Source organism: Ralstonia sp. R-29, assembly GCF_049913345.1.
In the GTDB taxonomy this organism is placed as follows: Bacteria; Pseudomonadota; Gammaproteobacteria; order Burkholderiales; family Burkholderiaceae; genus Ralstonia.
Map to the genome: position 1 here is coordinate 1,881,720 of NZ_CP184377.1, position 19,676 is coordinate 1,901,395.

Here is a 19,676-nt window from a genome sequence, read left to right on the forward strand (position 1 = left end):
GATGTGAACTCGAAAAGACGTGACACGAGCTCAAAAACAGCTCGCGGAATAACCTGACATTCTAGCATGCTGCGATGCGCAACAGATGACACTCCTTGATCGATCCATGAACGAACGTTGCGAGAGCGGCTTATAGTTCACTCATTATTTCTAAAACTGGAACCACATATTCAACACCTTGCCCTTTGATGCGCGGATTCGTATATTTGTCCAGACAATGATTGTGCATACATAAGATGTCCGAACAGACAAGACCCTCCACAGAAGTTATCGCTCCCGGAACGCTCTTCCGGGTGGAGGACTACCGCATGTGCGAAAGCGTGGGCTACCTCGTCGGGCGCGCCAAGACGGCGCTGTCCATGGCGATCGAGCAGGAAGTTGCCGCAATGGACGTAACGCACTCCCAGGCCAGTTGCCTGGTGCTGCTCGCCAACGGCCGCTGCCAGACCGCCACCGACCTCGGCCGCGAACTGAACACCGATATCGGCTCGCTCACCCGCATGCTCAGCCGCATGGAAAAGCGCGGCCTGATTGAGCGTGTGCGCAGCGAATCCGATCGCCGCGTGGTGCATCTGGAGGTCACGGCGGCTGGCCGTGAATTGGCGGACCGGATGCCCGCCATCTATACACATGTGCTGAACCGCTTCTTCGCAGGCTTCTCCCCTGCTGAAGTGCAAACGTTGCGCGGGCTGCTGCAACGCGTGCTCGACAACGGCACCGGACCGGAAGGCCACCGCGTGCGCACTGCTGACCACTGACGCCGCTCATTGCCCCCACTTTCGCCCGAACCGCCCCAACGTTCCACCCGATTGCTTCCCCTATCAAAGAACATGAACGCCTCGAACCCCGCCCCTCAGGCATTGCCGACTCTGGGCCGCGCGCAGACGCAATGGCCGGTGCGCTTGGGCGTGGCCCTGTCTGCCATCGCACTGGCTGCGCTGGCCGGTTGCGCCTACCTCGGCAATTCGCACAGCACGCAAACGCTCAACTCACCCGGGCAAATGGCCAGCGCCAAGACGCTGCCTTCGCAAGGCGGCCAGTGGCCGTCGCAGAACTGGGTGGATCAATTCAATGATCCGCAGTTGCGTGCGCTGGTGGACGAGGCGGTCAAGGACAACCCGAATCTGCAAGTCGCTTTTGCCCGCGTGCGTGCCTCACGTGCGATGGCTGACGTAGCACGCGGCAACCTGTATCCGAGCGTTGGACTCAACGCCGACATGACGCGCCAGCGCCTGTCTGAGTACGACATGTTTCAAGGCACGCCGCTGGCCGGCAACTGGTTTACCGAATCGAAGATCCAGCTGGGCGTGAGCTATGACCTGGACTTCTGGGGCAAGAACCGCTCGGCGCTGGAAGCTGCACTGTCCGACGACAAGGCCATGGAAGCCGAGAGCCAGGCCTCGCGTCTGATGCTGTCGACCACGGTGGCGCGCACCTACGCCAAGCTGGCTGCGCTGTATGCGCAACGTGACGTGGACGAACGCAGCATCGCGCAACGCAAGGACCTGACCTCGCTGGCCGGCCAGCGCGTGCGCGCCGGGCTGGATACGCAAGTCGAAACCACGCAGGCGCGCGCCAATGTGGCCGCCGCACAGACCGAGCTGGAACAAGTCGAGGAGCAGATCGCACTGACCCGCAACCAGCTGGCTGCGCTACTTGGCAAGGGCCCGGATCGCGGCCTCGCCATTACGCGCCCGACGCTGCTGGCACAAGGCACCCCCAAGCTGCCGGACAACTTGACCATCGACCTGATCGGCCGTCGCCCCGACCTCGTGGCCGCGCGCTGGCGTGTCGAAGCCGCGTCGAAGGACATCGACGTCGCGAAAGCAGAGTTCCTGCCGGACATCAGCCTGACGGCGTTCCTGGGGCTGGCGTCGATCGCGCCGGAAAACCTGCTACTTGGCGCATCGCGTCAGCTCGGTATCGGCCCGGCGCTCAAGCTGCCAATCTTCCAGGGCGGCAAGCTGCGCGCCAACCTGCGCGGCAAGTACGCCAACTACGACGCGGCCGTCGCCAGCTACAACCAAACGCTGAACGAAGCCCTGCACGACACCGCGGACCAGATCACCGCGCTACGCAGCATCGATTCGCAGATCACCATCCAGCGCACCGCACTAAGCGAAGCCGAGCGCGCCTACAGCCTGGCGCGCACGCGCTACGGCGCTGGCCTCGGCACGCAACTCGTCGTGCTGAATGCCGAGACGACCGTGCTGCAGCAACGCAAGCTGGCCACCGATCTGCAGGCCCGCCGCCTGGACGCGCAGATGGCGCTGATCAAGGCGCTCGGCGGTGGCTACACCGCTGAGGACCTGCCTGGCGCCAAGCCCGAGACCACGGCATCGCATAGCTGATCCGGACCTGAATTGAACTGAACTGACCGTTCCAACGCATTCTTTCGAGCCAACATCATGAGTGACAACAAGCCCCAAGCCGCCCCGTCCGCAGCCCCAGGAGCTGGACCCGCAGCCGCGACACCCGCGGCCGCCCCGAACGGCAATGGCAACGGAAAGCGCAAGCGCATGCTGACCACGCTGGCCGCCGCACTGGTGGTCGCCGGCGTCGGCTATGGCCTCTACTGGGGCCTGTACGGCCGCTGGTTCGAGTCGACCGACGACGCGTACGTGCAAGGCAACGTGGTCCAGGTGACGCCGCAAGTGGCCGGCACCGTGGTGGCCATCCGCGCGGACGACACGCAGCTCGTCACCTCCGGCCAGCCCGTGATCGAACTGGACCGCGCCGATGCGCGTGTCGCACTGGAACAAGCCGAAGCCGCGCTCGCCCAGACCGTGCGCCAGGTGCGCACGCTGTACTCGAACACCAGCGCATACACCGCCACGCTCGCCATGCGTGAAAGCGATCTCGCCAAGGCAAAGGACGACCTCGCCCGCCGCAAGCAGATCGCCGGCACGGGTGCGGTATCGCAAGAAGAAATCTCGCACGCGCAAAACGCCGTGCAGGCCGCGCAATCCGCACTGGAAGCCGCCAAGGAACAACTGCAAGGCAACCGCGTGCTGACCGAGCAGACCACGCTGGAGCGTCACCCGAACGTGCTGCAGGCCGCCGCCAAGGTGCGCGAGGCCTACCTCGCCTACGCGCGGACGAGCCTGCCGGCTTCGGTGACGGGCTATGTGGCCAAGCGTTCGGTGCAGGTCGGCCAGCGCGTCGCCCCGGGCACGCCGCTGATGGCCATCGTGCCGCTGGATCAACTCTGGGTGGACGCCAACTTCAAGGAAGTGCAGGTGCGCCACATGCGCGTGGGCCAGCCGGTTGAACTGGTGGCCGATGTGTACGGCAGCAGCGTGACATACCACGGCAAGGTGGTCGGCTTCTCGGCCGGCACGGGCTCGGCGTTCTCGCTGCTACCGGCACAGAACGCGACGGGCAACTGGATCAAGGTGGTGCAACGCCTGCCGGTGCGCGTGTCGCTCGACCCGAAGGAGCTGAAGGACCACCCGCTGCGCGTGGGCCTGTCGATGGAAGCCAAGGTCGATATCCACGACGAAGGCGGCCAGAGCCTGGCCACCGCACCGACTGCTTCGCCGCTGCAAACGACGGTGTACGACCAAGCCGGCAAGGACGCCGATCAGGTCATCGCCAGCATCATCGCGGCCAACGCCGGCCGTGGTGGTGCCACGGCACCGGCACCGGCACCGGCCGCGGCCGCGGCCGCCTCGCGCGCTTCGCAACCCGCACCCAAGGTCTGACGCATGGCAACTGCCGCGCCCAAGCCGCTACAGCCCCTGACCGGCGCCAAACTGGCGATCGGTACGGTGGCCTTGTCGCTGGCGACGTTTATGAACGTGCTGGATTCGTCCATTGCCAACGTGTCGATCCCGGCCATCTCGGGCGACCTGGGCGTGGCACCGAACCAGGGCACGTGGGTCATCACCTCGTTTGCGGTGGCCAACGCCATCTCGGTGCCGCTCACGGGGTGGCTGACGCAGCGTTTCGGGCAGGTGCGCCTGTTCGTCACGTCGATCCTCCTGTTTGTGCTGGCATCGTGGGCCTGCGGTCTGGCGCCCAACATGGGCATGCTGATTACCGCGCGGATCATCCAGGGTGCGGTGGCCGGCCCGATGATTCCGTTGTCGCAGGCGTTGCTGCTGTCCACCTATCCGCCGGCCAAGAGTTCCATGGCGCTCGCGCTCTGGGGCATGACCACGCTGGTCGCGCCCGTCATGGGGCCGATTCTCGGTGGCTGGATCTCGGACAACATGACCTGGCCGTGGATCTTCTACATCAACATCCCAGTGGGGATCGGGGCCGCGTATGCGACGTGGGTCATCTACAAGGATCGTGAGTCGCCAACGCGCGCGCTACCGATCGATAAGATCGGCTTGGCGCTGCTCGTCATCTGGGTCGGCTCGCTGCAGTTGATGCTGGATCGCGGCAAGGAACTCGACTGGTTCAACTCCACCGAGATCGTCGTGCTGACGGTGGTTGCGGTCGTGGGCTTCGCCTTCTTCCTGGTGTGGGAGCTGACCGAAGACCACCCGGTGGTGGACCTGACGCTGTTCAAGGGACGCAACTTCAGCGCAGGCGTGGTCGCCATCTCGGTGGCATACGGGCTGTTCTTCGGCAACCTCGTGATTCTGCCGCTGTGGCTGCAGACCATCGTGGGCTACACCGCCACGGACGCTGGCCTGATCCTGGCGCCAGTGGGTATATTCGCCATTCTTCTGTCGCCCGTGATCGGCAAGAACCTGCCGAAGATGGACGCGCGCTGGGTAGCCACGGCTGCATTCGTCACCTTCGCCCTGGTGTTCTGGATGCGCTCGCACTTCACGGTGCAAGTCGACACCCGGACGCTGATGATCCCGACGCTCATCCAGGGTGCGGCCATGGCGATGTTCTTCATCCCGCTTACGTCGATCATCCTGTCGGGCCTGCCGCCCGAGCGGATTCCGGCGGCGTCGGGCCTGTCGAACTTCGTGCGGATTATGTTCGGCGGCATCGGCGCGTCGATCTCGACCACGGTGTGGGATAACCGCTCGGCCCTGCACCACGCGCAACTCGTCGAGCACGCCAACCCGTACAACCCGGCATACACGTCCTCGATCAACCAATACACCCAACTGGGCATGCCCAACCTGCAAGCCAATGACACGATCGAGCGCATCATCTCGCAGCAAGCCGCGATGATGGGCGCCAACGATATCTTCTGGATTTCGGCGGTGCTGTTCATCGTGCTGATCGGGTTCATCTGGCTGACGAAGCCGGCGAAGTCGGGGGGCGGCGGTGCTGATGCGGCGGCCGGTGCGCACTGACTGAAGCCCTATCGCGCAAACAAAAATGCCACGCAATCACGCGTGGCATTTTTGTTGGTCGCAGCAGTCGCAGACGAGCTTAAAGATGCACAAGCCGTTCTGGTCGCAGCACCCCGCCCTGCCAGGCTGCCACGCCCAGCAACGATGCCGAGTCCGCATCCCGCACGCCATACACGCGCACCTGATCCGCATTCGGCAACGCCAATCGCAACGGCAAGCGCTGACCATGCAAAAAGCGGCGGCTCTCTTCCGCATTCAACTCCACGCGCGGCAGCGTCTGCAGCAGCGCATCGACCGGCGCTAGCAATGCGGCACGCGCATCCTCGGCGGCCGCGTCCAGCGCTTCGAGTGTCACCGCGCCTTCCAGTGTCAAGTTGCCGACTTGCGTCCGGCGCAGCGCAACCAGATGCGCACCACAGCCCAACGCTTCACCAATGTCTTCGCCCAACGTGCGGATGTAAGTGCCCTTGCTGCACGACACACGTAACGTGACCGTCGGCTCCGCAGTCTCCAGATCAGTCGCGAGCACATCGATGGCGTGGATCGTCACACGGCGCGCGGCGCGCTCCACCGTCTGGCCGGCGCGCGCGTACTCGTACAGCGGCTTGCCGTCCTTCTTCAGCGCAGAGTGCATCGGCGGCACTTGGTCGATCTCGCCGACAAAGCGCGCGATGCTGGCCTGCAGTTGCTCCGGCGTGACGGATACCGGGCGCTCACTCAGCACCTCGCCTTCCGCATCCGCAGTACTCGTCTTGATACCAAGGCGCACGACGGTCTCGTAGGTCTTGTCCGCGTCGAGCAAATCCTGCGAAAACTTCGTCGCCTCGCCGAAGCACAGCGGCAGCAAGCCGGTGGCGAGCGGATCGAGCGTACCGGTATGCCCAGCCTTCTTCGCCCACAGCAGGCGCTTGGCGCGGATCAGCGCATCGTTGCTCGACCAGCCGATCGGCTTGTCCAGCAGGAGCACACCGTGCACATCGCGGCGCGGCGGCTTCACCGGCTTGGGCGTGTGTTGCTCAGACATCGTCAGTCGTCTTTGGCGCGCGTGGCGTTGGCTTCGTCGATCAGGCGCGACATCTCGATACCGCGCTCCACCGAACCATCAAAGTGGAAATGCAGTGTCGGCACCGTGTGGATGTGCAGGCGCTTGAACAGCAACGAATGCAGGTAGCCCGCCTTCTCGTTCAGGATGGCCGCCGCAGCTTCGGGCTCAGCGCCCAGCACCGTGAAATAGACCTTGGCGTGTGCGTAGTCCGGCGTGAGCGTGACGGACTGCAGCGTCACCAGGCCCATCGCCGGGTTCTTGATTTCGCGCTGGATCAGCTCGGCCAGATCGCGCTGGATCTGGTCAGCAATGCGCACGTTACGGCCCGAGGCCGATCCCGATTTCTTCGGCATAGTGTGTTCCTCACATGGGCAACCCAGCACGCGCTGGCGGCCCCAAAAAGACAAAACGGTGGCGCGGGACGCGCCCGGGCCACCGTCGCAAAATCGAGCCGGACACCGTAGCGTCCGGCTACCGCATTACAGCGTACGCGCCACCTCGGTGATCTCGTAGATCTCGAGTTGATCGCCTTCCTGAACGTCGTTGAAGTTCTTGATCGACAGGCCACACTCAAAGCCTTGCTTCACTTCCTTCACATCGTCCTTGAAGCGCTTGAGCGAATCGAGCTCGCCCGAGAAGATGACCACGTTCGCACGCAGCACCCGCACCAGCGAGTTGCGCTTGACGAAGCCGTCCAACACCATACAACCGGCCACCGCACCCACCTTCGGCACGTGGAAGACCTGACGCACCTCGACGAGGCCCGTGGTTTCTTCCTTCTTCTCTGGCGACAGCATGCCCGACATCGCCGCCTTCACCTCATCCACAGCGTCATAGATGATGTTGTAGTAGCGGATGTCGATGCCGTGGTTCTCGGCCAGCTTGCGCGCACCAGCATCGGCCCGCGTGTTGAAGCCGATGATGACGGCCTTCGACGCGGTTGCCAGGTTGACGTCCGACTCGGTGATACCACCCACGGCGGCGTGCACAACCTGCACACGCACTTCGTCGGTCGACAGCTTCTTGAGCGAATGCACCAGCGCTTCCTGCGAGCCCTGCACGTCGGCCTTGATGATCAGCGGCAGCGACTTCACGTCGCCTTCGCTCATCTGCTCCAGCATGTTTTCCAGCTTGGCAGCCTGCTGGCGTGCCAGCTTCACATCGCGGAACTTGCCTTGGCGGAACAGCGCAATTTCACGCGCCTTGCGCTCATCCGGCAGCACCAGCACTTCTTCACCAGCGCCCGGCACTTCCGACAGACCCTGGATTTCCACCGGGATCGACGGACCAGCTTCCTTCGCCGGCTTGCCGTTTTCGTCCAGCATGGCGCGCACGCGGCCGTAGGCCGTGCCCGCGAGCACCACGTCGCCGCGCTTGAGCGTACCGCTCTGCACCAGCACCGTCGCAATCGGGCCCTTGCCCTTGTCCAGCTGCGCCTCCACCACCAGACCCTTGGCCGGCGCATCCACCGGTGCCTTCAGTTCCAGCACTTCGGCTTGCAGCAGCACGTTTTCCAGCAGGCTGTCGATGCCTGCGCCGGTCTTGGCCGACACCGGCACGAACGGTACGTCACCGCCGTACTCTTCCGGAATCACGCTTTCAGCCACCAGTTCCTGCTTGACGCGGTCCGGGTTGGCTTCGGGCTTGTCGACCTTAGTGATCGCCACGACGATAGGCACGCCAGCCGCCTTTGCGTGGGCGATGGCTTCCTTCGTCTGCGGCATGACGCCGTCGTCGGCCGCTACCACCAGAATCACGATGTCGGTCGCCTTGGCACCGCGCGCACGCATGGCCGTGAAGGCCTCGTGACCCGGGGTGTCCAGGAAGGTGATGACGCCGCGATCGGTTTCGACGTGATACGCGCCGATATGCTGCGTAATACCACCGGCTTCGCCCGCCGCAACCTTGGCGCGGCGGATGTAGTCCAGCAGCGAGGTCTTACCGTGGTCGACGTGGCCCATCACCGTCACGACCGGCGGACGGGTTTCGGCTTCGGCGTTGGTCTGTTCCTGCACGCCCTCAACCAGCAGCGCTTCCGGATCGTCCAGCTTGGCGGCGACCGCCTGGTGGCCCATTTCCTCGACCACGATCATCGCGGTCTCCTGGTCCAGCACCTGGTTGATCGTGACCATCTGGCCGAGCTTCATCATCTGCTTGATGACCTCGGCGGCCTTGACCGACATCTTGTGCGCCAAATCGGCCACAGAGATGGTTTCCGGGATGTGCACTTCACGCACGACCGGCTCGGTGGGTGCCTGGAAGGCATTGCGATTGTCGTCGCCATGACGGTTGCGGCCGCCCTTGGAGCCCGAACGCCAGCCGTCGGCACCGCCACCGGTGTCGCCACGGGTCTTCAGACCGCCACGCTTACCGCTACGGTTATCGTCTTGCCAGCCCGACTTGCCACGACCGCCCTTCTTGTCGCCGGACGGCGAGCTCGGTGCAGCAGTAGCGGGTGCCGGTGCAGCGGGCTTCTTGGCAGCCGCAGCGGGGCGTGCTTCGCCAGCCGGCTTGACCGGCTTGTGCAGCGTGCCCATTTGCTCGGCCTTCTTGACTTCTTCGGCCTTGCGCTCAGCGGGCGTCTTCAGCACGCGAGCCGGTGCGCTCATCATTTCGCGGATGGCGCGGGCTTCGGCTTCGGCTGCTTCGCGGCGCTTGCGCGCGGCATCTTCCTCGGCCTTGATCTTGTCGGCGGCAACGCGGGCTTCGTCCGCAGCCTTCTGCGCGGCTTCGCGCTCGGTTGCCAGACGTGCGGCGTCTTCTTCTGCCTTGCGGCGCGGGGCTTCGTCCGACGCTTCAGCCGCAGCGCGAGCAGCCACGGCTTCCTCTTCCGCCTTCTTGGCAGCGAGTTCAGCCTGGCGCTTCTGCTCGGCTTCGGCGGCTTCCTGGCGGGCGCGGCGCTCGGCTTCCTCGCGCTCCATCGCTTCCTGGCGCGCCTTCAGCTCGGCTTCCTGGCGGGCCAGCAATTCGGCCTGGCGACGCTGTTCTTCCTCGCGACGTGCAACTTCCTCGGCGTCGATCACCGGAGCAGCCGGTTCAGCTTCAGCTTCTGCCGGTGCTGCGCTCGGCTCGTCACGCTTGACCAGCACGCGCTTCTTCTTGACTTCCACTTGCACCGTGCGTGTCTTGCCGGTGGCATCCGCCTGGCGGATCTCACTGGTTTCGCGCTTGGTGATCGTGATTTTCTTGCGCGCGCCATCCTCGGCGCTGCCGTGTGCTCGCTTGAGATAGTCGAGCAGACGGGTCTTGTCCGATTCGGTGATGACGTCTTCCGGCGTCGCCTTTTGCACGCCCGCGGCCTGCAACTGTTCCAGCAGCGCCGAAGCACTACGGTTCAATTCGCCAGCGAGTTGGGCAACTGTTGTGCTTGCCATTCAAACCCTTTCGATGCTTGGTTTTAAGTGAGATTGCGAAAAACGATCAACGCTCGGTCGCAACGTCACGAAAACCAGTGTTCACGCGCCTTCATGATCAGCGCCTTGGCTTGTTCTTCGTCGACGCCGGTCATTTCGACCAGTTCGTCCACGGCCAGCTCGGCCAAGTCGTCGCGCGTCTGGATGTTCCCCTCGGCCAGCTTGCCGATCAGCTCCGGGGTCAGCCCCTCGAGGTCGCGCAGGTCTTGCGACACCTTCTCGACCTTTTCTTCCTTCGCCAGCTCCATCGTCAACAGCACGTCACGGGCGCGGTTGCGCAGCTCGTTGACGGTGTCTTCGTCGAACGCTTCGATTTCCAGCATTTCCTGCAGCGGCACGTAGGCCACTTCTTCGAGCGAGCTGAAGCCCTCTTCGATCAGGATGTCGGCAACCTCTTCGTCCACATCCAGCTTCGCCATGAACAGCTGGCGAACCACGGAGCTTTCTTCAGCCTGCTTCTGCGCAGATTCCGCCGGCGTCATGATGTTGATCTGCCAGCCGGTCAGCTCCGATGCCAGACGCACGTTCTGGCCGCTACGGCCGATGGCCACGGCGAGGTTTTCCTCGTCGACCACCACGTCCATGCTGTGCTTTTCTTCGTCCACGACGATGGACTGGACTTGCGCCGGCGCCAGCGCGCCGATCACGAACTGCGCCGGGTCTTCCGACCACAGCACGATGTCCACAGCCTCGCCGCCGACTTCATTGCGCACCGCCGTCACACGCGTGCCGCGCACGCCAACGCAGGTACCGATCGGATCGATCCGCTTGTCGTGCGCAACGACTGCGATTTTCGCACGCACGCCCGGGTCACGCGCGGCTGCCTTGATCTCCAGCAGGCCCTGTTCCATTTCCGGCACTTCGTTCTCGAAGAGCTTGATCAGGAAGTCCGGGCAGGTGCGCGACAGTTCGATCTGCGGGCCACGTGCGGTGCGGTCGACATTCAGGATGTACGCGCGGACGCGATCGCCCGTGCGCAGGTTTTCCTTCGGGATCATCTGGTCGCGAGCCAGCAGCGCTTCCACGCGGCCGGTCTCAACGATCAGGCCCTTCTTGTCGGCACGCTTGATCGTACCGGTCATGACCTTTTCGCCACGATCCAGGTAATCGTTGAGGATCTGCTCGCGCTCGGCATCGCGGATACGCTGCAGGATCACCTGCTTGGCGGCTTGCGCGCCGATGCGGCCAAATTCGACCGACTCAATCTGCTCTTCGACAAAATCGTCGACGTCGATGTCAGGATCCTGCTCCTTGGCTTCGAACAGCAGAATCTGCTTGTCCGGCTCCTGCAGGCCTGCATCGTCGGGAACGACGAGCCAGCGACGGAAGGTTTCGTGTTCGCCCGACTCGCGGTCGATCGCCACGCGCACATCCACGTCTTCTTCAAAGCGCTTCTTGGTCGCCGAAGCCAATGCGGCCTCCAGCGCCCCGAACACCACATCCTTGTCGACGTTTTTTTCGCGCGCAAGCGCATCGACGAGCAACAGAACTTCGCGGCTCATTGCTTGTTCCCTTTGTTTCGATTTCCTTTGAAGTCCAGCACGGGCACCAGCCGGGCGCGGTCCAACTCCGCCAGCGTGAATTCCAGCAGTGCCGGGCCATCCTTGCCCTCGAATTCGAGGCCGATCCGTTCCTGACCCGGCTCCCCCGTCGGAGCCTGAATGATCCCCGTGAAATTCTTCTGTCCGCCCACCGGCAGACGCAGCGTCACCTTAGCCTCAAGGCCGGCGAAGCGCGTGAAATCGACCAGCGTGCGCAGCGGGCGATCCAGCCCCGGTGACGACACTTCCAGCCGCTCGTAGTTGACGTTTTCAACCTCGAACACGCGCGTGAGCTGATGACTCACTTTTTCGCAGTCTTCAATGACGATACCGTTTTCCGCCTGATCGATATATACGCGCAGCAATCCAGCCGGCGCGCGTTCCACTTCCACCAGCTCGTAACCCATGGCGGTGAGGGTTTTCTCAATCAGATCAGTCAGATGCACGTTTTTCCTGAAGAATTTCCCGGTCTGGCCAACCTGCTGAAGCAAAAAAAAATGGGCGCAACGCCCATATCATTCGCCCATCTTCTGCAGGATGACTTTTGATTAGACTCACATTGTAATCCGTCTCGGGGCAAAACGCAAAGTCTGCCCCGAGAGATCGCAGAATCCGCTGTGCGGCGGATTGCACCCACAATGCTCAGCGCTTGCCGCCGCGCTTCCCGCCACCGCGCGGCGCCTTGTTGCCGTTCGGCATGCCGCCACCGCTCTTGCCACCGGGGCGTTTGCCGCCGGGTGTGCGATTGCCATCACGCATGCCTCCGCCAACACCACCAGAGCCACCACGCCCGTCCGGGCGCGCGCCCATCCGGGTACGCGCAGTCAGCGTCGTTGGGCCGCCCACGTTGATGTAGCCCATGGACGTCTGCATCGGATCCGGCTGGCGCGGGGTCGACTGACGGCGTTGCGCAGGCTGAGCGCGGTTGCCATTCTCAATGCCCATGCCGCGTGATTGGAAGTTCGCTTCGCCGGTAAAGCCCGACGACATCGGCCCCATCAGCACCGGCGCCGGCTGGCGACGACGATCACCCTGGCGACTCTTCTCACCCGAGCTGGCGGTCGGGACCTTCATGCCCAGCGTGCCCATCAGCGTGCGCACATCTTCGGGCGAGACCTCTTGCCAGCGCCCACGCTTGAGGCCGCGCGGCAGCACAAAACTGCCATAACGCGTCCGGATCAGGCGCGACACGGTCAAGTTGACCGCTTCGAACATGCGACGCACTTCGCGATTGCGGCCTTCCGTGAGCGCAACGTGGTACCAGTGATTGACGCCCTCACCACCGCCGTCGGCGCAACGCAGGAAATTGGCTTCGCCATCCTGGAGCTGGATGCCGTGCAGCAGCTTCTGACGGTCCGTTTCAGGCAGTTCGCCCAGCGTGCGCACCGCGTATTCGCGCTCAACGCCATAACGCGGATGCATAAAGCGATTCGCGATGTCGCCAGACGTCGTGAAGATCAACAGACCTTCGGTATTGAAGTCCAGGCGGCCGACGGCGACCCACTTCCCGGTCTTCATGCGCGGCAGCGCGTCGAACACGGTCGGACGGCCATCCGGATCGGACTGGCTGACGATTTCGCCGGCCGGCTTGTGATACAGCAGCACGCGCGGCGGCTTATTGGGCAGCTTGCGCTGAATCAGCTTGCCGTTCACGCGCACCTGGTCGGTGGCGAGAATGCGTTGACCGATGTGCGCCGGCAACCCATTCACGGAGACGCGACCTTGCAGGATCAGGTCTTCCATGTCGCGGCGCGAGCCGAGGCCGGCGTCAGCGAGGATCTTGTGCAGCTTGGGCGCATCGTCCTCGGCGGTCAGTTCGCGCACCTTGCTGGACTGCGGCGCGCCGCCAGCATCGACTTCGGCGTCGTACGCGCCGGAAATCACATACTGGAAGACGTCTTCCGACCCCTTGCCACCCTTCGGACCCTTGCCGCCACGATTCTGGCTCGGGCTGCCAGCCTTGCCTTGCGGCTTGCCGTTGCGGTTCTGACCCTTGCCGCGGCCACCGGCTTGCTTGCCACCAGTGGCGCCGTCAGTACGCTCAGTGCGCTCCGCAGCCGGCTGCCCTTCGCCTTGGCGACGACGGTTCTTGCCGAAGCGGCCGCGCGGGCCACGTCGCTCACCCTGGCCCTCTGCCGGTGCCTGCTCCGCTGGGGCGGCGCCTTCAGCCACAACTACAGGCTCGCCAGCGACGTCCTTTGGCTTGCGCGCCCGTGGCGCACGGCTCTTGCGGGCTTGCGCAGGTTGGCCGGCCTCCGTGCCTGCGGCATCGCCGGACTCGCCTTCTGGGCGACCCTCTTGCGGCTGGCGGCGCGAGGCCACAAGGTTGCGCAGACCGCGGCGCAGTCCTTTACGGCGCGGCGCGGACTCGGTCCCGTCACCGCCCTCTTGTCGTGGCGGCTGAGCGTCGGCATCGGCCGGCATACGTGTATCCATGGAATCTGGCTGGGTACTCACAACGTCTTTAAAAAATCTAAGGGATCAGGCCACGTGCCGACTCTACGGCTGGCATGGCATTACGAATGTTCGTTCGATGTAGCCGAAGATGGCTCGGCCATGGTCTTGTGCTCGTCTTCCGATTCGCCCTTCAGCGCGCTGGCAAGGGGCGATTCGGCCTCCGCAGCAGGTTCGCCGTCAGCAACGGGAGACTCGCTCGATGCCTCAATCGGCGCATCGGCATTCCCATCGGCTTCCGGTACGCCGTTATCGGGGGCTTCGTTGACCAACTCGGTCAGTTCTGCCACCGCAATGGCGCCACCCTCGAACTCGATAGCGCCCTGCTCCAGCAGGCTGGCCTGCGCCTGGGCGCGGGCATCCTCCAGCGGCGGCAGCTCATCCAGCGAGCGCAGTCCGAGATCATCCAGAAACTGCTTGGTGGTCGCGTACAGCGCGGGGCGACCAGGCACGTCGCGATGACCGATCACCTCGATCCAGCCGCGGTCCTCAATCTGCTTGATGACCTGCGTGTTGACGGTCACGCCGCGAATATCTTCGATATCGCCACGCGTGACCGGCTGCCGGTACGCGATGATTGCCAGCGTTTCCATCACGGCGCGCGAGTACTTGGGCGGCTTTTCCGGATGCAGGCGATCAAGATACACACGCATCTCTGGGCGGCTCTGCAGGCGCCAGCCCGAAGCCAGCGCGACCAGCTCGACGCCGCGATTGAGCCAATCCTGGCGCAGCTCTTCGAGCAACACGCGGATGGTATCTGCGGAAACATCTTCGTCGAACAGCTTGCGCAAGTCATTGACTCGCAATGGGTCTTGCGCGCAGATCAGCGCGGTCTCGAGGACGATTTTCGCCTCTTGGGTATTCATTAGGTTGAACGGTTCGTCATTGCTCGCGCGCGGCAGGTCGCCGTCACGCTTGAGGTTTGTCGTTCCGCCGCGACGCACGCGGCATTTCAGAATGCTGTTGCCCGCCCGGGCCCGGCGCGCGATGGCCAATTGATCCAATTGGGCCATGCACCGTAACGCAGTGGCTGTGCCCGCAAAAAAAGGGCCGGAGGAGCGAGTTGATCCGGTGCCAGTCTGGCACCACTAGGGCAATTTCTTCCGCCGCCATGGGGACGGATACTGCACCGGGCGGCTGCCGAAGAGACTGGCCACCTGCCCGAATCGACGGTCCAGGGCGGCATTGCCGCTGGATGGCGTCGCCTGGTGCCGCGCTTGGGATTGTTAATTTGCGCGGAGGGCGAGTCGAATTGTCGTCGATTGTAGGGCAATTTCTGGCGGCGCCGCAACCGGGAAGATGTTTGAACTGCCGCCCCGGGCGGGATCACCATCTCCGGCGCTTCAAACGGCTACAGCACCAGACAGAAGCCATGTGCGTTGAGCATCTCTGGCAGCCAGGCGGCGCAGACCAACCCCCAGATACCGAATGCGGCAATGGTGGCGCCCGCTGCGCCCCGCGCCCATCGCAGGCGGGACAATCCGCGCAGCCAGCCGGCGAGCCCCGACATCATCAGAAGGTTCGGTAGCGTGCCCGCACCAAAAGCCAGCATCACCACCGCGCCGGAGGCTGCGTTGCCCGCCAACAACGCGACGGCAAGCGCGCCATACACCATGCCGCACGGCACGAACCCCCAGGCCAGCCCGATGACGTAGCGGCGAACCAGCGGAGGTTGCGCCCCCAAGCCACCGCCTAACCGTGCGGCCAAGCCCGACAAACCGCCCGTCAAGCGACCAAGCACCCGCTCCACCGCCGGTGCGCGCCAAGCATCTCCTGTTGTGCGCATGAGCAACAAAAGCCCATATGCCAGCAACAACGCGCTGGCCAGCGCAAACAGTCCGCGCTGGATTGGCAGCCACTGCTGACGCCAGACCGTGGCCCCCAGCGCGCCCATGGCCGCCCCGAGCAACGCATACGTGGTCAGCCGCCCGGCGTGCATGACCACCTGCTCAAACCACAACCGGCGGCGCGACACCATGCGCACCGGCGCTGCCCCGCGCTCCGCGGCAAGCGCAATGCCACTGCACATCGCCAAGCAATGCACACCCCCAAGCAGCGCGATCAGGAAAACGCTCAACAGCGCAGCCGCACTCATCTTTTTGATGCTCTTTTGATATGGACCAAAGTTATGGTTTTACGCGCGGGAATCAAATGAATTTCCCGCGATTCACGCCATCGGAAACGTCCGATAGTGACAAGGTCGTCGCTATAATACGGCCCAGTTGCACCATAAGAATTTCTCATTTCACTTCCTCGAAATTCACTCGCCCCCACCCGTGCTCACACGAATCGCGCTCTCCGACCAAGCCTCGCGTTGCTCTACCTGCGTACTCGGGCAAATCTGCCTGCCGGTGGGCATGAATTCGGATGACGTGCGCAAAATGGACGAGTTGGTTACCGAGCGCATCCGCATCAAGAAAGGACAAACGCTGTATGCGCTGGGCGATCCGCTCGAGGGCGTGTATGGCATTCGGTTTGGCACACTCAAAACACATCTGACGCTGGAAGACGGCCGCCACCAGATCACCGGTTTTCACCTGCCGGGCGAGATTGTCGGCTTGGATGGCATTGGCGATATGCGGCATGTGTCGGATGCCACGGCGCTGGAAGACACCGAAGTCTGCGTGGTGCGCTATGACGAGTTGCAGCAGCTTTCGCGTCGGCTGCCGTCGCTGCAGCATCAGTTTCTGCGGATCATGAGCAAGGAGATTTCGCAGGACCACCAGATGCTGCTGACGCTCGGTTCGATGCGCGCCGAGGAACGCCTGGCCGCGTTTCTGCTGAACCTGTCCAAGCGTTCGGCGCAGCGCGGGTACTCGTCGACCGAGTTTGTGCTGCGCATGAGCCGTGAAGAACTCGGCAGCTATCTGGGCCTGAAGCTGGAAACCGTGAGCCGCCTGTTCTCGCGCTTTGCCGAGGCGGGCCTGATCCAGATCCGCCAGCGCCACGTCAAGCTGATCGACATGGCCGGCCTGCGCCAAGTGATGAGCGGTCAGGCCAGCTGAATCTGCTTTCGGCATCCGCTCAGATGAGCGGATGTTCATGCGCTTCAAGCTTGCCAATGCCCGGCGACACGTACAACGTGAGCGCGCTCGACAAGCCGCACAACAGCCAGAACACAAAGAACGACACCGTGTAGACCGCCTCGGCCGACACGGTGATCTGCTCGCCGAAAAAGCGCAGGTCTGCGGGGTCAACCACCGCAAAGACGACCAGCTCGGCCAGCGCGGCACACAAGAACGCCGGCCACAAGATCCACATCAGGATGCGGCGTTTCATCGGACCTCCGCGTGGGCCGAATCGACTGCATGCGCGGGCGATGCGGTGGCGCTCTTTTCGATCACCAAGCCCCGTCGCACAACGTTGTCCTGGATGACCGGGTCGGGATGGGACACAGCCAGCCAGATGGTGACGCCGCAGCCAAGCATGGCAACGAAGGGGCCGGCCATCAGCAGCCACGGCCAGGGCTCACGCCACCACGGTCGGGCTTGGGCGGAAGTTTGCGTTGCGTGCATCTGTGCCTCCTGTTGGGGATGTCGCTGAAGACCGCGTTAGCGCGGCACGATGAAGCTGGACGGTTCGCGCAACACAAGGCTGTCGCTATCGCTATCTGCCTGGATGACGAAACGGATCTTGTGCGAGCCGGCCGGTATGTCATCGGCAGGACGGCGCACGAGCACAGGCAGCAACCGATTGGCTGCGGGCGCCAGTTCAAGCGTGGTCGATTCACCGCTGCCACCGAGCACTTGCAGCGCCGGCAGGCCTTCTGCCGTAACCGTTACGCGCACGGGACGCTCGGACGCATTCATCAGTTGCAGGCGGTAGACGTTTTCGATCTTGTCGCCATCCACTTCGCGCGCGAGGGCACCGCGATCGCGAATCACATCCACCTTGAGCGGCTTGCGCATGGCCAGTGCCGTTACGAAACCGGCGATGAGCACCAGCATGATCGTCGTGTAGATCAGCACACGCGGACGCAGCAGGTGCCGGCGGGCTTGCTTCGGCGTCAGGCGCTCGTGCATCGCACGCTCTGAGGTGTAGCGGATCAGGCCGTGCGGGTAGCGCATCTTGTCCATCACCTGATCGCACGCGTCGATACAGGCGCCGCAGCCGATGCACTCGTACTGCAGCCCCTGGCGGATGTCGATGCCGGTCGGGCAGACCTGCACGCAGATGCTGCAATCCACGCACGTGCCCAGGCCCTGCGCTTCAAAATCTGCACTGCGTGAACGGCTGCCGCGCGGCTCGCCGCGTTCCGTATCGTAGGTGACGACGTAGGTGTCGGGGTCGACCATCACGCTTTGGAAGCGTGCGTACGGGCACATGTAGCGGCACACCTGCTCGCGCATGAAGCCAGCGTTGCCCCACGTAGCGAAGGCGTAGAACAGCAACCAAAAGGTTTGCCACGGCCCGAGCGAGAACGTCCACACTTCCATGCCCAACTCGCGGATGGGCGTGAAGAAGCCGACGAACGAGAAGCCCGTCCACAGTGCGATCAGCACCCAGGCAGAGTGCTTGGCTGCTTTCAGGCGCAGCTTGCGCAGGCTCCAGCGCTCACCGTCCAGGCGGATGCGGGCAAAGCGGTCGCCTTCAATATGCCGCTCGATCCACATGAAGATTTCCGTGTAGACCGTTTGCGGACAGGCATAGCCGCAGAAGAGTCGCCCCGCCACTGCCGTAAACAAAAATAAACCCAACGCCGACAGCACGAGCAGCAGCGTCAGGTAGATCACGTCCTGCGGCCACAGCACAAGGCCAAACAGGTAGAACTTACGCGCGCCCAGGTCGAACAGCACCGCCTGGCGCCCATTCCACTGCAGCCACGGCAACCCGTAGAAAACGAGCTGAGTGGCCAGCACCAGCCAGACCCGCCAGCGCGCGAATGCGCCCGTCACGGCGCGCGGATAAATCTTGCGCCGCACCTCATACAGCATCTGCTCGGTCGGTGCATCTTCAACACCCGCCGCCGAGGTCGATGTAGCGGCAGCGGTTGTCATGGGGCGCCAGGCTGGTTCTTGGTCGCTCATTGGGTGTGACTCGGATTGCTATTCGACAGCCCCCAAACGTAGGCCGCCAACATTCGGATCTTCTCGGGCGAGAGCAGGTTCTCGTGTGCCGGCATGGTGTTGTCACGGCCCTTGAGAATGGTCTCGACGATGGTCGCTTCCGAACTGCCGTACAGCCACACGCGGTCGGTCAGGTTGGGCGCGCCCAACGCCTGGTTGCCCTTGCCGGTGGCCATATGGCAGGCCGCGCAGACTGACTTGAACGTCGATTCACCGCGCGACGCCTTGATCGGGTCAGACGACAGACCCGACAGCGAACGCACATAGTGGGCAACGTTGACGGCCTGATTGCCATCCACCACCGCTGCCAGCGACGGCATCACGCCATGGCGGCCCTTGGTGATGGTGGTAAGGATCGTGTCCGGATCTCCGCCATACAGCCAGTCGCCGTCGGTCAGGTTGGGAAAGCCCTTGGAGCCTGCCGCGTCCGAACCGTGGCATTGCGCGCAGTTGTTCAGGAACAGGCGCTGGCCGATCTCGTGCGCCTGCGGATCTGCGGCGATCTGCTTGATGTCCATGTTGGCGTAGCGCTCGTAAAGCGGGCGCACCTTCGCATCGGCTTCTGCACGCTGGGAGGCCAATTCACCTCGCGTTGAGAAGCCCAGCACGCCGGCGTACGAACCCAGCCCCGGATAGAGAACCAGGTACCCCAGGGCGAAGATGCACGACAGCAGGAACATCCACATCCACCAGCGCGGCAGCGGGTTGTTCAACTCGCGCAGGTCGCCGTCCCACACGTGGCCCGTATCGTCACCGGCGCTCTGCCCCGGCGGAATCTGGATACGCCGCTGCGAGAACAGCAGCCAGATACACCACACGATGCCCACCAGAGCAATCGCCGCGATGTAATACCCCCAAAACTCGGAAATGAAGTCGCTCATGATCTTGTG

17 protein-coding genes are annotated in these 19,676 nt (G+C 63.6%); 5 read left to right on the top strand and 12 right to left on the bottom strand.

The window, feature by feature from the left end; all coding sequences use genetic code 11:
- The first annotated feature begins 236 nt into the window (after nt 1–236).
- The 4 genes from ACN9M1_RS08820 to ACN9M1_RS08835 all read left to right on the top strand — a co-directional run bounded on the left by ACN9M1_RS08820 (nt 237) and on the right by ACN9M1_RS08835 (nt 5,267).
- Nucleotides 237–758: a MarR family winged helix-turn-helix transcriptional regulator gene (locus ACN9M1_RS08820; RefSeq protein ID WP_426393640.1), complete on the top strand. Its 522-nt coding sequence runs from the start codon at nt 237–239 to the stop codon at nt 756–758.
- A 72-nt stretch (nt 759–830) separates the two neighbouring features.
- On the top strand, nt 831–2,351 hold the full coding sequence (locus ACN9M1_RS08825; protein ID WP_426393642.1) for an AdeC/AdeK/OprM family multidrug efflux complex outer membrane factor: 1,521 nt from the start codon (nt 831–833) through the stop codon (nt 2,349–2,351).
- A 57-nt stretch (nt 2,352–2,408) separates the two neighbouring features.
- On the top strand, nt 2,409–3,704 hold the full coding sequence (locus tag ACN9M1_RS08830) for an HlyD family secretion protein (RefSeq protein ID WP_426393644.1): 1,296 nt from the start codon (nt 2,409–2,411) through the stop codon (nt 3,702–3,704).
- Nucleotides 3,705–3,707: 3 nt separating this feature from the next.
- On the top strand, nt 3,708–5,267 hold the full coding sequence (locus ACN9M1_RS08835; protein ID WP_426393646.1) for a DHA2 family efflux MFS transporter permease subunit: 1,560 nt from the start codon (nt 3,708–3,710) through the stop codon (nt 5,265–5,267).
- Between the two features lie 79 nt (nt 5,268–5,346).
- Here the strand turns inward: ACN9M1_RS08835 and truB are convergent, their stop codons facing one another.
- The 8 genes from truB to ACN9M1_RS08875 form a co-directional block, all read right to left on the bottom strand.
- A complete protein-coding gene (gene truB, locus ACN9M1_RS08840; protein ID WP_426393648.1) occupies nt 5,347–6,291 on the bottom strand; it encodes a tRNA pseudouridine(55) synthase TruB in 945 nt (314 codons plus the stop codon).
- 2 nt (nt 6,292–6,293) lie between these two features.
- Nucleotides 6,294–6,665 (bottom strand): 30S ribosome-binding factor RbfA, encoded by a 372-nt coding sequence (gene rbfA / locus ACN9M1_RS08845; RefSeq protein ID WP_045786654.1) that lies wholly within the window; start codon nt 6,663–6,665, stop codon nt 6,294–6,296.
- 126 nt (nt 6,666–6,791) lie between these two features.
- Nucleotides 6,792–9,686, bottom strand: a complete 2,895-nt coding sequence (infB, locus tag ACN9M1_RS08850) for a translation initiation factor IF-2 (RefSeq protein ID WP_426393650.1) — start codon at nt 9,684–9,686, stop codon at nt 6,792–6,794.
- Between the two features lie 65 nt (nt 9,687–9,751).
- A complete protein-coding gene (gene nusA / locus ACN9M1_RS08855) occupies nt 9,752–11,227 on the bottom strand; it encodes a transcription termination factor NusA (RefSeq protein ID WP_426393652.1) in 1,476 nt (491 codons plus the stop codon).
- Nucleotides 11,224–11,712, bottom strand: coding sequence for a ribosome maturation factor RimP (rimP, locus tag ACN9M1_RS08860; RefSeq protein WP_426393654.1), 489 nt, complete (start codon nt 11,710–11,712; stop codon nt 11,224–11,226). The genes nusA and rimP overlap by 4 nt, the downstream gene beginning before the upstream one ends.
- 196 nt (nt 11,713–11,908) lie before the next feature.
- Nucleotides 11,909–13,690: a 23S rRNA pseudouridine(2605) synthase RluB gene (rluB, locus tag ACN9M1_RS08865; RefSeq protein ID WP_426398839.1), complete on the bottom strand. Its 1,782-nt coding sequence runs from the start codon at nt 13,688–13,690 to the stop codon at nt 11,909–11,911.
- A 92-nt stretch (nt 13,691–13,782) separates the two neighbouring features.
- On the bottom strand, nt 13,783–14,586 hold the full coding sequence (gene scpB / locus ACN9M1_RS08870) for an SMC-Scp complex subunit ScpB (protein WP_426398840.1): 804 nt from the start codon (nt 14,584–14,586) through the stop codon (nt 13,783–13,785).
- A gap of 485 nt (nt 14,587–15,071) precedes the next feature.
- On the bottom strand, nt 15,072–15,815 hold the full coding sequence (locus ACN9M1_RS08875) for a sulfite exporter TauE/SafE family protein (RefSeq protein WP_426393656.1): 744 nt from the start codon (nt 15,813–15,815) through the stop codon (nt 15,072–15,074).
- Between the two features lie 181 nt (nt 15,816–15,996).
- On the opposite strand from ACN9M1_RS08875, the gene fnr reads away from it, so the two are divergent.
- Nucleotides 15,997–16,725: a fumarate/nitrate reduction transcriptional regulator Fnr gene (fnr, locus tag ACN9M1_RS08880; protein WP_426393658.1), complete on the top strand. Its 729-nt coding sequence runs from the start codon at nt 15,997–15,999 to the stop codon at nt 16,723–16,725.
- Nucleotides 16,726–16,744: 19 nt separating this feature from the next.
- Here the strand turns inward: fnr and ACN9M1_RS08885 are convergent, their stop codons facing one another.
- From ACN9M1_RS08885 to ccoP, 4 genes are read right to left on the bottom strand one after another with little or no spacing between them, the layout of a single operon-like run.
- Complete coding sequence (locus ACN9M1_RS08885; protein WP_426393660.1) at nt 16,745–16,999, bottom strand: hypothetical protein; 255 nt, start codon at nt 16,997–16,999, stop codon at nt 16,745–16,747.
- Nucleotides 16,996–17,235, bottom strand: coding sequence for a FixH family protein (locus tag ACN9M1_RS08890; RefSeq protein ID WP_426393662.1), 240 nt, complete (start codon nt 17,233–17,235; stop codon nt 16,996–16,998). Before ACN9M1_RS08890 ends, ACN9M1_RS08885 begins: the two co-directional genes overlap by 4 nt.
- Nucleotides 17,236–17,271: 36 nt before the next feature.
- The gene (gene ccoG / locus ACN9M1_RS08895) at nt 17,272–18,747 is read right to left on the bottom strand and encodes a cytochrome c oxidase accessory protein CcoG (RefSeq protein WP_426393663.1); all 1,476 of its coding nucleotides are present in this window, start codon (nt 18,745–18,747) and stop codon (nt 17,272–17,274) included.
- Nucleotides 18,744–19,667, bottom strand: coding sequence for a cytochrome-c oxidase, cbb3-type subunit III (gene ccoP, locus ACN9M1_RS08900; protein ID WP_426393665.1), 924 nt, complete (start codon nt 19,665–19,667; stop codon nt 18,744–18,746). Before ccoP ends, ccoG begins: the two co-directional genes overlap by 4 nt.
- Between the last annotated feature and the right edge of the window lie 9 nt (nt 19,668–19,676).

Bases quoted from the DNA above. Each gene is read 5' to 3' on its own strand.
- ACN9M1_RS08830 (WP_426393644.1), top strand. From the start codon at position 2,409: ATGAGTGACAACAAGCCCCAAGCCGCCCCGTCCGCAGCCCCAGGAGCT.
- ACN9M1_RS08885 (WP_426393660.1), bottom strand. From the start codon at position 16,999: ATGAAACGCCGCATCCTGATGTGGATCTTGTGGCCGGCGTTCTTGTGT.
- ACN9M1_RS08820 (WP_426393640.1), top strand. From the start codon at position 237: ATGTCCGAACAGACAAGACCCTCCACAGAAGTTATCGCTCCCGGAACG.
- ccoG (WP_426393663.1), bottom strand. From the start codon at position 18,747: ATGAGCGACCAAGAACCAGCCTGGCGCCCCATGACAACCGCTGCCGCT.
- ccoP (WP_426393665.1), bottom strand. From the start codon at position 19,667: ATGAGCGACTTCATTTCCGAGTTTTGGGGGTATTACATCGCGGCGATT.
- rbfA (WP_045786654.1), bottom strand. From the start codon at position 6,665: ATGCCGAAGAAATCGGGATCGGCCTCGGGCCGTAACGTGCGCATTGCT.
- ACN9M1_RS08875 (WP_426393656.1), bottom strand. From the start codon at position 15,815: ATGAGTGCGGCTGCGCTGTTGAGCGTTTTCCTGATCGCGCTGCTTGGG.
- scpB (WP_426398840.1), bottom strand. From the start codon at position 14,586: ATGAATACCCAAGAGGCGAAAATCGTCCTCGAGACCGCGCTGATCTGC.
- ACN9M1_RS08835 (WP_426393646.1), top strand. From the start codon at position 3,708: ATGGCAACTGCCGCGCCCAAGCCGCTACAGCCCCTGACCGGCGCCAAA.
- ACN9M1_RS08825 (WP_426393642.1), top strand. From the start codon at position 831: ATGAACGCCTCGAACCCCGCCCCTCAGGCATTGCCGACTCTGGGCCGC.
- truB (WP_426393648.1), bottom strand. From the start codon at position 6,291: ATGTCTGAGCAACACACGCCCAAGCCGGTGAAGCCGCCGCGCCGCGAT.
- ACN9M1_RS08890 (WP_426393662.1), bottom strand. From the start codon at position 17,235: ATGCACGCAACGCAAACTTCCGCCCAAGCCCGACCGTGGTGGCGTGAG.
- rluB (WP_426398839.1), bottom strand. From the start codon at position 13,690: ATGCCGGCCGATGCCGACGCTCAGCCGCCACGACAAGAGGGCGGTGAC.
- infB (WP_426393650.1), bottom strand. From the start codon at position 9,686: ATGGCAAGCACAACAGTTGCCCAACTCGCTGGCGAATTGAACCGTAGT.
- nusA (WP_426393652.1), bottom strand. From the start codon at position 11,227: ATGAGCCGCGAAGTTCTGTTGCTCGTCGATGCGCTTGCGCGCGAAAAA.